General features: G+C 70.1%; 13 protein-coding genes. 7 read left to right on the top strand and 6 right to left on the bottom strand.

The window, feature by feature from the left end:
- Positions 1-91: 91 nt before the first annotated feature.
- On the bottom strand, positions 92-1,786 hold the full coding sequence (locus DEU34_RS08480; protein WP_121149620.1) for an AarF/ABC1/UbiB kinase family protein: 1,695 nt from the start codon (positions 1,784-1,786) through the stop codon (positions 92-94).
- A gap of 52 nt (positions 1,787-1,838) precedes the next feature.
- Positions 1,839-2,423 carry a PadR family transcriptional regulator gene (locus DEU34_RS08485; protein WP_121149621.1) on the bottom strand — a complete coding sequence of 195 codons (585 nt, stop codon included), beginning with the start codon at positions 2,421-2,423 and terminating at the stop codon, positions 1,839-1,841.
- Between the two features lie 211 nt (positions 2,424-2,634).
- Here DEU34_RS08485 and DEU34_RS08490 point away from each other — a divergent pair, with 211 nt between their 5' ends.
- Entirely contained in the window at positions 2,635-3,054 is a 420-nt protein-coding gene (locus tag DEU34_RS08490) for a YciI family protein (RefSeq protein ID WP_121149622.1), read from the top strand.
- A 3-nt stretch (positions 3,055-3,057) separates the two neighbouring features.
- Positions 3,058-4,290, top strand: a complete 1,233-nt coding sequence (locus DEU34_RS08495; protein ID WP_121149623.1) for an RNA polymerase sigma factor — start codon at positions 3,058-3,060, stop codon at positions 4,288-4,290.
- 7 nt (positions 4,291-4,297) lie between these two features.
- Here the strand turns inward: DEU34_RS08495 and DEU34_RS16245 are convergent, their stop codons facing one another.
- Positions 4,298-4,459: a hypothetical protein gene (locus tag DEU34_RS16245; protein ID WP_183042389.1), complete on the bottom strand. Its 162-nt coding sequence runs from the start codon at positions 4,457-4,459 to the stop codon at positions 4,298-4,300.
- A gap of 104 nt (positions 4,460-4,563) precedes the next feature.
- Here DEU34_RS16245 and DEU34_RS08500 point away from each other — a divergent pair, with 104 nt between their 5' ends.
- Positions 4,564-5,700: a hypothetical protein gene (locus tag DEU34_RS08500; RefSeq protein WP_121149624.1), complete on the top strand. Its 1,137-nt coding sequence runs from the start codon at positions 4,564-4,566 to the stop codon at positions 5,698-5,700.
- A 1-nt stretch (position 5,701) separates the two neighbouring features.
- On the opposite strand, the gene DEU34_RS08505 is transcribed toward DEU34_RS08500, so the two are convergent.
- Positions 5,702-7,369, bottom strand: a complete 1,668-nt coding sequence (locus tag DEU34_RS08505; protein ID WP_121149625.1) for a CocE/NonD family hydrolase — start codon at positions 7,367-7,369, stop codon at positions 5,702-5,704.
- Positions 7,370-7,450: 81 nt separating this feature from the next.
- Between DEU34_RS08505 and DEU34_RS08510 the strand changes: the two genes are divergently transcribed.
- Positions 7,451-8,335, top strand: a complete 885-nt coding sequence (locus DEU34_RS08510) for a DUF2268 domain-containing protein (RefSeq protein ID WP_121149626.1) — start codon at positions 7,451-7,453, stop codon at positions 8,333-8,335.
- 19 nt (positions 8,336-8,354) lie between these two features.
- Here the strand turns inward: DEU34_RS08510 and DEU34_RS08515 are convergent, their stop codons facing one another.
- Together DEU34_RS08515 and DEU34_RS08520 are read right to left on the bottom strand one after the other, a co-directional pair.
- Complete coding sequence (locus DEU34_RS08515; protein WP_121149627.1) at positions 8,355-9,158, bottom strand: MerR family transcriptional regulator; 804 nt, start codon at positions 9,156-9,158, stop codon at positions 8,355-8,357.
- Between the two features lie 75 nt (positions 9,159-9,233).
- Positions 9,234-10,088: a hypothetical protein gene (locus DEU34_RS08520; protein WP_147424027.1), complete on the bottom strand. Its 855-nt coding sequence runs from the start codon at positions 10,086-10,088 to the stop codon at positions 9,234-9,236.
- A gap of 189 nt (positions 10,089-10,277) precedes the next feature.
- Between DEU34_RS08520 and DEU34_RS08525 the strand changes: the two genes are divergently transcribed.
- Genes DEU34_RS08525 through DEU34_RS08535 form a run of 3 tightly spaced genes read left to right on the top strand, consistent with a single transcriptional unit; the run spans position 10,278 to position 12,817 of the window.
- Positions 10,278-10,793 (top strand): hypothetical protein, encoded by a 516-nt coding sequence (locus DEU34_RS08525; RefSeq protein ID WP_121149629.1) that lies wholly within the window; start codon positions 10,278-10,280, stop codon positions 10,791-10,793.
- Positions 10,794-12,194 (top strand): sensor histidine kinase, encoded by a 1,401-nt coding sequence (locus DEU34_RS08530; RefSeq protein ID WP_147424028.1) that lies wholly within the window; start codon positions 10,794-10,796, stop codon positions 12,192-12,194.
- Complete coding sequence (locus DEU34_RS08535; RefSeq protein ID WP_220659928.1) at positions 12,191-12,817, top strand: response regulator transcription factor; 627 nt, start codon at positions 12,191-12,193, stop codon at positions 12,815-12,817. Before DEU34_RS08530 ends, DEU34_RS08535 begins: the two co-directional genes overlap by 4 nt.
- Positions 12,818-13,083 lie beyond the last annotated feature (266 nt).

The following is a 13,083-nucleotide window of genomic DNA, read 5'->3' on the forward strand; positions in this document are numbered from 1 at the left end:
CATTACAGTAACGGATCGCCGACATCGTCATCGCACGACGAAAGACGGGGACCCTCGGTCCCCGCGAGTCGGCCGCGGTCGCGCCGGGCTGCTAGCTCGGGCCGCGGCGGTTCGTGAACCCGGCGAAGAGGGCGTGCAGGAGCGGGACGACCGAGATCGACATCAGCACCGTGCCGAACGCGGCGTCGTCGACCCGCAGCACAGCACCGGCGATGAGGAGGGCCGAGAAGAGCACGGCCGAGACGATGCGCCGCCCCATGCGTTCGAGCGAGCCGATGCGCCGATCAAGCTTCGGGGTCTGGACGGCGATGCGGCCGTCTTCGATACGGGTCGCGAGGTCGTCGAACCTCCGCGGCAGACGCGCGGCGAGTCCGGCGAGAGACACCGCCTCCCTCGCGAAGCCCTGCACCACGTTGCCACCCTCTTCGCGGATCAGGCGGTTGGCGTAGGGTTCGACGGCGTCCCAGATGTTGAAAGCGGGGTCGAGCGCGCTGCAGTTGCCCGAGACGAGAGACATCGCCCGGATGATGAGGAGGAAGTTCTCCGGCAGCTGGAACGGCAGCGACCTGACCACGTCGCCGAACTCGACGGCGAACGCGCGGAACTCCCGGGGGTCGACCTCCTGCAGCTCGGCGAAGCCCATTCCCCCGAAGCGGGCGAAGAGCTGGGTCATCGCGCGCTCGAGTTCGGCGGTGTCAGCCGACGGCAGAAGCACGCCGACATCGCGGATGCCGTCGACGAGGCCCTTCCCGTCGCGGGAGGCGGCGGCGATCAGCAGGCGCCGGAGTCCGCGGCGGAGTCCTTCGGGTACCTCGCCCATCATGCCGAAATCGATGAAGGTGAGGTGCCAGGCGCGACCCGTCGTCGGGTCGGGCTCGTTCGGGGTGACGAAGATGTTGCCGGGGTGCGGATCGGCGTGGAAGAAGCCGTCCGCGAACAGCTGATCGAACATGACCGAGGCGAACTCGATCGCGACCTCGGCGGGGTCGATGCCGGCGGCGCGCAGTGCGGCGACGTCGGTGATCTTGATCGCGGTGACGTCTTCCAGGGTGAGCACGCGACGGGTGGTGCGCTCCCAGACGATCTCGGGCACCGTGACGCGCCCGTCGCCGGCGAAGTCGTTCGCGAACCGTTCGGAGTTGGCCGCCTCGTGCAGGTAGTCGATCTCCTCGAGGCTCGTGTGCGCGAACTCCTCGACGAGGGCGTGCATGTCGACCCGGTCGGACACGAGGCGCACGCGGCTCAGCCATCGGGCGACCTGTCGCAGCGCGCGCAGATCGACGTCGACGACCTGGTCGATGCCGGGGCGCTGGATCTTGATGACGACTCCGGTGAGCCCGGTCTCCTCCGCGTCGCCGGGCGCGAGGGTCGCCCGGTGGGCCTGGCCGAGGGATGCCGCGGCCAGCGGCGTCGGATCGACCGATGCGAACGCCCGGTCGAGCAACACCCCGAGCTCGGCCTCGGCCAGCGCGCGGATCTGGGCGAAGGGCACGGCGGGCACCTCGTCCTGCAGACCTTCGAGCTCCTTCGTGATCTCGGGCGGCAGCACGTCGAGACGCGACGACATGAACTGCCCGACCTTGATCATGAGGCCACCCAGGTCGACCGCGAGCCCGTGGAAGCGCCGTGCGATGTTCTGCAGGCGCTTCGTGCGGTTGCGAGCCGAGATGCGTGAGAGCCCGAGTCTCGGGAGGAACAGCTCGAACCACCACGCCTGCACGAGGTAGCGCGCGGCGAACCGCGTGATCCGTCGATAGCGGGCGCTCAGGTCGCCGGCGTCAGCCATGAGATCTCCTTGACGCCGGCGTGCCCTGGGCACCCGGTCGATCGGTGCAGCGTCAGCCCTGGGCGAGGATGGAGAAGATCTTACGGCGTGCCTCGTCGAGCACGTCGACCGCCTGCTTCACCTGCTCGGGGTTGCCGGAGCGCCCGACCTGGGCGACTGCCTGAGCGAGATCGACGCCGGCCTTGGGAAGGGCGCCGGTGCGAAGGTTCTCGCGGGATCCGGTCGCTTCCCAGGGAGCCGTGCGGTCGCTGTCGGCGCCGGCCACGTCGCGGCCCTCTTCGGTGAGCGAGTAGGTCTTGCGGCCCTCGGACTCGGTGGCGAGGATGAGGCCCTCGTCGGCGAGGAGCTGCAGCGTGGGGTACACCGAGCCGGGGCTCGGCTTCCAGCTGCCGCCGCTGCGGTCTTCGATCTCGCGGATGATCTGGTAGCCATGCATGGGCTTCTCGGCGAGGAGCGCGAGAACGGCGGCGCGGACGTCGCCGCGACCCACGCGGGTGCTGCCACCGCCGACCTTCTGCTCGAACTGCTTGCCGAACTGCTCCATTGCTTCCCAGATGCCGTTCAACGGCCAACCCTGACCGGCGCCGCGTCCGCGGCCGGCTCCGCCGAAGGCGTCGCTGCTGAAGGGATTGCTCATGATGAACCTCCTGTGTGGGCCGGGCCCGGAGAGGACTCAGCGATACTCAACGATATATCGCTCAGCATCCTTGCGGCCGGATCCTCAGACGTTGCTCAGGGTCGGCTGCGGTCGCTGCGGAGAAAGATCCCGAGCAGATGTCGATTCCCACGCTCGCCGTTCGACGCGATAGTGAGAGGGATGCGGGATCCCACCGAGCGAGGAGAGAACGATGAAGCACATGCTGATCATGCGGGCCACCCAGCAGGCGGCCGACGCGTACGCCGAGATGGACTTCGAGGCCGTCATCAACGCAATGGGCGCCTACAACGAGGCCATGATCACGGCAGGGGTCATGGTGTCGGGCGACGGCCTCGCGCCCGAGCCGGGCTACGTCGTCGACTTCGCCGGCGAGTCGCCCGTCGTCAGCGACGGCCCCTACGGGGAGATCCACGAGCTCTTCAACGGCTTCTGGATCATCCAGACCGCCACGGCCGAGGAGGCGCTCGAGTGGGCCAAGCGCGCCCCGCTCACCGCCGGGAACAAGCTCGAGGTGCGCCGCGTCACCGACGAGAGCGACTTCGCGGACTACGCCGACAACGAGTACGTCCAGAAGGAGAAGGAGTGGCGTCCCGCCTCCGGTACGGCGTGATCCATGACCGACGCACGGCGCACGATCGAGGCCGTCTGGCGCATCGAGGGCGCGCGGATCGTGGCCTCGGTCGCCAAGGCGACCGGTGATCTCGGCCTCGCCGAAGACGTCGCGCAGGAGGCGGTCGTCGAGGCGCTGGCGTCGTGGGACCGCGAGATCCCGGCGAACCCCGGCGCGTGGCTCACGGCGGTCGCGAAGCGTCGCGCGGTCGATGCGTGGCGGCGCAGCGGGCGTCTCGACGACCGCCATGCCGCGATCGCTCTGACCCTCGACGAGGCGACCGCCGACGAATGGCAGCCGATCGACGACGACATCGTGCGGTTGGTCTTCACGGCGTGCAACCCGGCGCTCTCCCGCGAGTCGCAGGTCGCGCTGACGCTACGGGTCGTCGCGGGACTGACGACCGAGGAGATCGCACGGATGCTGCTGACCACCGTGTCGACGGTGCAGGCTCGGATCACGCGGGCGAAGAAGACGCTCGCCGCCGCCCGGGTGCCCTTCGAGACGCCCGGGCCCGGTGACTGGGCGGCGCGCCTGACGGCCGTGCTCGGAGTGGTCTATCTCGTGTTCACCGAGGGGTACGCCGCGACCGGCGGCGAGAGGTGGGTGCGCCCCGACCTCGCCGACGAGGCGATCCGACTCGGCCGCGTCGTGGCGAGCCTTCTCCCCCGTGAACCCGAACCGCTCGCGCTGGTCGCCCTGATGGAGTTCCAGCGGTCGCGGTTCGCCGCGCGGGAGACGCCCGACGGCACGCCCATCCTGCTCGCCGATCAGGATCGCCGGAGGTGGGACCACGGGCAGATCGTCCGAGCGGTCAGCGTGCTGCGGAGAGCCGATGCGGTGGCGGCCGCCCGACGCACGGCACGCGGACCGTACGCGCTGCAGGCCGCGATCGCCGAGTGCCACGCGATCGCGCCGAGCGTTGAGGCGACGGACTGGGCGAGGATCGTGCTGCTCTACGAGACGCTGGGCCGCATCGCCCCGAATCCGGTGGTCGACCTCAACCACGCCGTGGCCGTGTCGATGGCGACCGGGCCGGCTGAGGCTCTCGCGCTCGTCGAGGAGATCGACGACGCCGCGTTCCGCGGGTCGTACCTGCTGCCGAGCGTGCGCGGCGAGCTGCTGGCGCGAGTGGGTCGCCTCGACGAAGCACGCTCAGAGTTGCGCGCCGCGGCGTCGCTGGTGCGCAGCGCCGCCCAGCGATCGGTGCTCGAGGCGAAGGCCGACAGGCTGTGACGCGCGGTCAGTCGATCGACGACGGGTCGTCGACCGTCGACGGCCGGCCGTGCGTGTCGAGCGAACGATGACGGGCGTCTCCGCCGTGCTCTTCGTCGGCGAGCGCGTCGTGCGCCGCGGCGATCTCGTCGGCCCCGCCGGGCTCCTCGGTCGGACTGCGGTGAGTCATGCCCCGAACATACTCCGGCTACCTCGTTCGGGCGCGGGCCTTCGCACTCCCCCACCACGGGCGCGTGGGCGGGCGCAGCATCCGGATGCTGGTTGACTGGCCGCATGGACCTGCGCTGGATGACCGCGCCGCCCGACGAGGTCGCCGAGGCGATGGCGACCGTGCGGCGCGAGACCCGGCCGAGCTGGTCTCCGACGAAGCGCCAGGTGCTGCTGCACGTCAACAACTGCCTGCTGCTCTGGTACATGTTCGTGGTCTTCATGGCCATCGGCGTGCAGGTCGACGCGGTGCAGGACGGCCAGCTGGCTTCCCGCGACGTCGCCGTGCTGAGCGTGACGATGCCGATCCTCGCGGTCTGGCTGATCGGCACCGTGCTGCTGTACCGGGCGACGAAACGTCCGCCCTCGGCGCGGGCACGGCTGAAGGAGTGGCGGCGCACCCTGACGGCGCTCGCGAACGGGTACGAGCCGCGCCCCAGCGAGCGGGCGACGTTCTCGGCCCTCATCACCAGCTCCAGCGTCGGGGTGCGCGCGTATCCGCGCTTCGCGGCGCGCGGCGCCGAGTTCGGCGTGCTCAAGGCACGCGGGCCGCGAGCTACCGAGTGGCAGTACATCGCGGTGAGACTCTCCGCACCCCTGCCGCACCTGATTCTCGATGCGACCTCGAACAACGGTGTCGGCACCGACCTGCCCGCGGGGGTCGACCGCGGGCAGCGTCTCTCGCTCGAGGGCGACTTCGACCGCTGGTTCCGGGTCTACTCCCCCGCGCAGTACGGGCAGGACGCGCTCTACGTGCTCACTCCCGATCTCATGGCTGCCCTCGTCGATCACGCGAGCGCGTACAACGTCGAGATCGTCGACGACACCCTGGTGTTCTTCACCGCGCCCGGCGTCGACTTCTTCGACGTCGAGCACTGGGAGCGTGTGAGCTCCGCACTGGAGGAGGTCGTGCCCCGCGTGACGTCGAAGGCGCGGCACTACCTCGACGAGCGCGTGCCCGGGCAGGACGTGCCGTTCGCCCTCGCCGCCGTGAAAGCGGCGCTCGATCGTCCGGGGGTGCCGTGGACGCCGCCCGATCCCGTGATCGGCAACGACGGACGACGTCTCACGGTGCGCAACCGGCAGACGGGCATGGGGCCGATCGTCGCCGCGATCGCGTGGTACGTCTTCCGAACCTCGCTCTACGTCGTGCCCGGACTCTTCGCGTTCGCGGGGTTCATGTCGATCGTCGACGGGCGCTGAGTCAGGCTCCCCTGATCGGGATCACGAGCTGCGCGTCGTACCGTCCGCCGGTGTGGACGATCTGGGGCCCGCGGTTGATATCGGTCTCGTGCCGGGCGTGGACGAGCGGCTTCGGATAGTGCTTGATGTCATGCCCCTGCACGACGAAGACGAGACTGTCCCCCGCCGCGAACCGGGTTCCCGAGGGCAGGATCTCGATCTCCACCCGTGTGGGATGCCCCTCCTCGAGAGGGAGGGCTCGGCGATGCGCGAGCACGGGGAGGTACTCGGTCGAGCGTTCGACGTCGAGTTCACGGTGTGAGGCGCGCAACCAGCCGAGCGCTACGGGTCCGTCTTCGAACTGGGCGTAGTACGCGAACGGCACGATCTCGCCATGCGCGTCTCGCTTGAACAGTCCGACGAAGATGTCCATGTCGGATGCGTCGGGGGCCTCCACGTGCAGGATCGCCCGGGCGTGGCCCACGACGTCCACCGCGTCGGCGAAGCGGTGCTCGAAGACGACCCGCTCGGGCAGGAACGGGTCGCCGAGGCCGTGGTACGACGCGGTCGCCTCCGCAGACACGAGGTCGTGGCGCATCGCGCCCGTCGCGGCATCGAGGTGCAGCGCACGGTATTCGACCTCCGGCAGAGGCCAGTCGGCACCGTCGACGAACGACCCGACGCCGTAGTGCTCGCGCAGCTCGACGCGCACGCGGGGCCACGACTCGAGACCGGATGACTTCTCGAGCAGGAAGTGGTCGAAGAACTGCGCCTGCATCTCGACCATCTCGGGACGGTAGTACTCCGCCCACTTCTTCGCGCCGTGCACGTACAGCCACTTCTGCGGTGATGAGATCCGACGGAACCCTTCGAGCGTGCCGCGGGTGTGGAGCCCCTGGTCGGTCCACGAGGCGACGACGAACGCCGGCACGGTGACAGCCTCGAGGTCAGCCGCCTTCGACGCCCAGAAGTCGTCGAAGAACGGATGCTCGCGGTCTTCGCGTTCGAGGTCTTCGATCTCGCCCGTCGCGGCACCCCACCGTTCCCAGATGTAGGGCCAGAACGAGGTCTCGGGGATGCCGCCGTGCCGCGCCACCTCGCGATAGGTGTCGCTCCAGCCCTCCCAGGGGTTGATGGCCGCAAGGTGCGGCGGGGTGAGGCCGGCCACCCGCCACTGCGCGACGGTGAGGTAGGAGACGCCGGTGAGGCCGACTCTGCCGTTCGACCAGGGTCGGGTGCCCGCCCACTCGATGAGGTCGGCGAAGTCCTCGGCCTCCTCCGGCGATGCGTACGAGGCCGGTCCTTTCGCGTACCAGGTGCCGGGGATGTCGGCGATGACCAGCGCGTACCCACGCGGCACCCAGAAGACGGGGTCGGGGCCCTCGAACGTGGTGAGTCCGCTCATCCACTCGGGTTTCGCCCCGCTGGTCGGGTAGATCTGACCGATGGGCGCGGGGTCGTGCTTGCCGTAGGGCGACCAGGCGATGATCACCCCGGCGGGTTCGCCCGACTCGGGGCGGTAGACGTCGGCCTGCACCGTGCGACCGGCGCGCGTCTCGATCTCCTGGTCGCGGTCGATGAGCATGCCGGGCGCGGTCTCCTGACGCGGCTTCGGCGGCACACCCCGCCTCGATTCCGGGGTGCTGCGCGGTGGGCGGGTCGGGTAGGGGAAGTCTTCGGAAGGGGACATCGGCGTCCTTTCGTCTCGGCCACCCTACGACCGCGAGGGCTTCTTGACCCTGACGCGACGTCAGGCTTTACCGTGAGCGGCATGACGATCACGGTTCTCGACACGGCCCGGGGTATTGCATCGGTTCTGGATGCCAGCCCCTCCCAGCGGGCGGAGGTGCTCCGCGGCGTGCTCACGCCGATGGAGGGTATGTTCCGATACTTCCCCGGGGAGGTCGACCTCGTCGCTCTCCACGCGATGAGCTCGGGCTTTCCCGTCGACGAGCGCGCGGCGGAGGTGCGTGACGCCCTGTCGCGGCTCGTGGACGCCGACGCGTGGGGGCGCACGGAACGCGCGCTGCGGGAGGCGCTCGACACCCAGACGGCCGCGACGCCGGGCATCACGGTTCCCGACATCACGTTCCTGCTGATGCTCGGTGACCCCGGTGCCGCGTACTTCATGGGGCCCTCGCGCGGGTTCAGCGGCAACGGGAGTGTGACGGGATACATCTCGATCACGCTCTGGCCCACCGACGAGAACCTTGACCGTCTCGAAGCCGCCGCCGTCCACGAACTGCAGCACAATCTTCGCTACGCGCCGGGTGGCGTCGTGTGGGATCCGGCGACGGTCGTCGTCGGGGAGCAGGTCGTGTCGGAGGGACTGGCCGATGCCTTCGCCCGGCAGCTGTACGGCGATCTCGGGTACACCCCGTTCGGCGTCCCCCACCTCGCGGACGAAGCGGTGTTCGACAAGGTAGTCACCGGTCTCGACGTGGGCGGGATGCACAACTTCGCCGCGTGGGTGCACGGCGACGAGGCCGCCTCGCTTTTCGGCGGCACGCCCGTCGGACTGCCGACCGCCGCCGGGTACGCGGTCGGAAACCGCTTCGTCGACGCCTATCTCGCCGAGACCGGTCTCACGGCGGCTGAAGCTCTGCACGTGCCGAGCGCCGAGGTCATCGACGTCGCACTGCGCGTTCTGCGCTGAACGGGCCACGCGCGGCCGATCACTCCCAGTTCGCCGTCGCCGGGTCGACGCCGTGCGCTCTCGCGTTGGCCTCGACGACCTCTCCCACCCACGCGGCGAGCCCCGGCTCCTCGTCGTCGAAGGTCGCCGCGAACCCGGGTTCGGTGACGTAGCGTCTCGCGACCAGCACGTGCATCGACACGGTGCAGTGGAAGTACTCCCCGAGGGCGGCGCGGTGGCGCTCCGCAAGAACGTTCGCCGTGTCACTGCCCGGCACGATGCCGCGGCGTTTCGCCGCCGCGAGGGCGGCGATCGCGTCGTTCATCGCCCCGGTGACGTCGCGCCAGTCGTCGGCCGAGCGGCCGGCCGATCTTTCGGAGTATTCGGCCCACTGGGCGGTGTCACCCCACATCTCGCGTGCGGCGGCACTCCATCCGGAGTCCCACGCCGCACCGAAGACCTCGGTCTGCTCCGCCTCGTCGAGGAGCACACCCTCTCGGTCGGCCGCGACGAGCCGGTCGACATCGTCCACCAGGTTCTGCAGCTCCGCGATCTTGTCGACGATCGCGGAGCGTCGGCGGGCGAGCTCGGCCCGGCGCTTCGCGGCATCGGCGGTCAGCAACGCGGACACGTCGTGCAGCGCGACCCCCAGCTCACGGAACAGCAGCACCCGCCGCAGGCGCGCCACGTCGGCCGGGAGGTAGCTGCGATACCCGTTCGCGCTGCGACCCGACGGCCCGGCCACCCCGAGCGCGTCCCAGTGGTGCAAGGTGCGCACCGATACTCCGAGCCGTCGCGCCACCGTGCCGATGCGTTCGCCGTCGCGGGCGTCGGAAGCATCCATCACTCCATCATGTCGAGCGACTGCGCGCACGACGAACCCCCGCCGAGTGGTCGGCGGGGGTTCGCGGAGCGGGTGTCAGCCGCCGATGGGGGTGGGGTTACCGGGGTTCGGGGGCACAGGGAGCGAGCCGTTGATGCGGTTCTGCGCCTGGCACTTGCTCGTGCAGTTGGTCGCTCCCGCCGAGAGCTCGATGGCGTCTTCGCCGAGCACGCCGCCCATGCGTCCACCGGACTGCACGAGCCACTTCGTGACCGTGGCGGTCTGCAGGGTCTTCGTGGCGACCTGCGGGCTGTCTTTTCCGAGAAGCATCTGGTGCGCGGCCGTTCCCGAGGTGACCGCGTCGGTGCCGTCACCGAAGTTGATCTTGCCGGTGAACTCGTTGACGAAGTAGAACAGGCCCGGGCCCAGCGTGTGCACGATCTCGACGGGGGCGGCGAACTCAGGCTCCATCTGGAAGATTCCGCCCTGCGCGCCGTCTTTCGCCTGCACCTTGAGCTTGCCGGCCGATGTCTCGAGGATCGCGACCAGCGAGTCGTCTTTGACCTCGAGCCGTGACAGTCGTGCTCCCGCGCGCTGGGCCGCCGTGAGGGTCGGCACCTTCGAGGCGAACACCACGGTCGGCGCGGCGACCATGCGCTGCGTGTCGGGCGCGCCGGTGAGCGTGTAGTCGTAGACGCCGAAGGTCGCGGGGTCGATCGTGAAGGTGTTGTTGCGACCGGTGACGACGATGGGACCCGACAGCGCGACATCGCGCAGTTTGGTCTCCTTGCCGGCTGCGGCGTTGTAGGTGGTTCCGTTCACGGTGACCGCGTAGTCGCCGCCGACCGAGGTCGTCTTGGCTCCGGCGGGAGCGGCGAACAGCATGCCGGCGCTTGCGACCAGGACCGTGGCCAGAATCGCGGTGGATCTCTTCATTGTGTGGATGCCCATGAGTGCCTCGTTTCGTCAGGTGAGCTGAGACGACTCTCCGGTCGACCCGCGGGACGCGGCAATGCGACCTTGGTCGTACGACCAAGGTCTGATCGACGCGTCCGCGGTCGCGGAAGGAAGGTGGGTCGAGGTGGCCCGGTGGTTCGCGATCACGTGAGCTCGGGTGACAATGAGCGAAGGACGGATGCTATGAAGAATCGAATCCTCGTCGGTGCGGCGGCTCTCGCTCTCGCGGCCGTGCCCGCCATCGTCGGGCTGTGGGGCAATGCCTCGTTCGCCGAGTCGGTGCCCGTTCGCGTGCCCGCCTCCGGCCAGGTGGTGTCACCGACTCCGACGTCGCGCCCCTCCTCGTCGCCGACGTCGACACCCGACGACACCGGCGGCGAGGTGCCCGGCGACCAGCGCACCGAGCCCGGCGACGACCGGGGCGCGCGGCCGGTCGCGCCTTCGCCGTCGTCGGTCGACGACAACGGCGGCGAGGTGCCCCGCGACCAGCGCACCGAGCCCGGCGACGACCGCGGTGGGCCATCGGGGGGCGACGGTGGGGGCGGCGACGAGTCCGGGAACAGCAGCGGCAGCGGCCACGACGACGGTGGTCACGGTGGCGACGACGACGGTGGCGGTCACGGTGGCGGTCACGATGGCGGCGGTCACGGCGGCGAGGACAACGGCGGCGACGACGGCGGCCATGGCGGGGACGACTGAGTGGATCACGACGCAGCATCCGCCCCTCGTGTGCCGTGGACGGTTCTCGTCGCGCCCCGGCGCCCCGAAGCGTCGGTGCGACCCCTGTCGACACGGGCGGTTCTGCTGCGGTTGCTCGGCGGGCTCGTCGCGGTGCTGATCGCGATCGGAGTGCTCGCGTCGTTCGGTGCGCAGTGGCTCGCCGAGCGCGAGGCCGTCAACGATGCTGCGAACGTGACCGACGTGCTGGCAGACGCGGTGATCCGGCCGGCGTTGACGACCGCGCTGGCCGACGGCGACCCCGACGCGGTCGCCGACTTCGATCGCATCGTGCGCGACCAGGTGCTGGGCGCCGCTGTCACGCGCGTGAAGATCTGGAACCCCGAGGGGCGGGTGCTCTATGCCGACGAGCAGCAGCTCATAGGTCGCACCTTCGAGCTCGACGATGCTCAGCGCGCGGCCCTGGAGACCCCGAGCACCCGCGCCGCCGTGTCGGATCTCTCCGAGGCCGAGAACGAGTTCGAAGACGTCGACCGGCTGCTCGAGGTGTATCGACCCGTGTGGGCGCCCGACGGGCGCCAGCTGCTGTTCGAGGTGTATCTGCCGTATGAGCCGGTCGCCGCCCGCTCGGCGGAGCTCTGGCGAGGGTTCGCCGGCGTGACGACCAGCAGCCTGCTGCTGCTGACGGTGCTGGTCTCGCCCATCGTGTGGGGTCTGCTCACGCGGCTGCGGCGCGGCGAGGTGCGGCGCTCGGAGCTGTTGCAGCAGGCGGTGGATGCCTCCGATGCCGAGCGCCGACGCATCGCGGGCACCTTGCACGACGGCCCCGTGCAGGAGTTGGTGGCGACGAGCTTCGCCGCCGAGAGCGCGGCGGATGCGGCGAGCCGCCGCGGCGACGACGACGCGGCCGTTCGGCTGCGGGAGGTCGCCGGGGCGGTGCGGGGCAATATCCGGGTGCTCCGGTCGCTGCTGGTCGACATCTACCCCGCGAGCCTGAGCGACGCGGGGCTCGCGCACGCGCTGAACGATCTGACGGCAACGGTGCGGACGCGCGGTGTCACGGTGGAGCTCGACGTGCGCACCCCGCTCGACGACATCGACGATGAACGGCAGCGGCTGCTGTATCGCGTCTGTCAGGAGGTGCTGCGCAACGCCGTTACGCACGCCGCTCCCTGCACCGTGCGGATCGCCGTACGCGACGAGGACGACATGCTGGTGCTGGAGATCGCCGACGACGGGCGCGGTTTCGATCCGGCCCTCGTCGAGCGGGACCCCGGTGACGGGCATCTCGGCACGCGCGTGCTCCGCGATCTCGCCACGCACGCCGGCGCCGAGCTCTCTCTCGCGACGGCTCCGGGCGCGGGCACCCGATGGAGACTGAGGGTGCCACCCACAGAAACAGGAAGCGGTGTTGCGTCGTGATCAGAGTGCTCGTCGTCGATGATCACGCGATGGTGCGGGAGGGTCTGGTGTCGGTGCTGTCGGCCGACGGTGACATCGAGGTCGTCGCGACCGCGGCCCACGGGGCGGAGGCGGTCGATGTCGTCGGAGCCTCGCCCGGGTCGGTGGACGTCGTGGTGATGGATCTGTCGATGCCGGTGATGGACGGCATCGCGGCAACACGTGCGGTGCGCGCCGCCTCGCCCGGCGTGCGGGTGCTCGTCTTGACGTCGTTCTCGGATCGCGATCGCGTTCGGCGGGCGATCGAGGCCGGCGCGACGGGATACCAGCTGAAAGACGCGGAGCCCGCGGTGCTGCGCGCGGCCGTGCGGTCGGTCAGCGAAGGCCATGCGCCGCTCGATCCTCGGGTGGCGGGTGTGCTGCTGTCGCAGAGGGCGGCGGGCGGTTCGACCCTGAGCGCGCGGGAGGAGGAGGTTCTGCGTCTCGTGGCTCGAGGGTTGGCGAACAAGCAGATCGGTGCCGAGCTGGTCATCTCGGAGCGCACGGTCAAGGCGCACCTGGGCAGCATCTTCCGTCAGATCGGGGTCGCCGATCGCACGAGCGCCGCGATGTGGGCGCGGGACAACCTCCCGTCGGACGCCTGACCGGGCGAGGAATGCGCCGAGCCCACCGCGCCGCAGCGGACCCAACCATGGGCACGGGTCAGAGGGCGCGGGTCAGAAGGGTGCGGTGCTCTCGGTTGGGTGATAGTGGTCGGGTGCGGGTCGGAAGACGGGGACTTTCCGTTCTGGTCGCACGATGAATCGTCTGCCGCCGGGGGATGCCCATTCGAGTGCGCCGCCGCTGTCGGGGATCGGTGTGACTCTCCACCCGCCGTGGTGCTTGATGGTGTGGTGCCCGACGCATAGTG

Source organism: Microbacterium sp. AG1240 (assembly GCF_003635115.1).
Classification (GTDB): domain Bacteria; phylum Actinomycetota; class Actinomycetes; order Actinomycetales; family Microbacteriaceae; genus Microbacterium.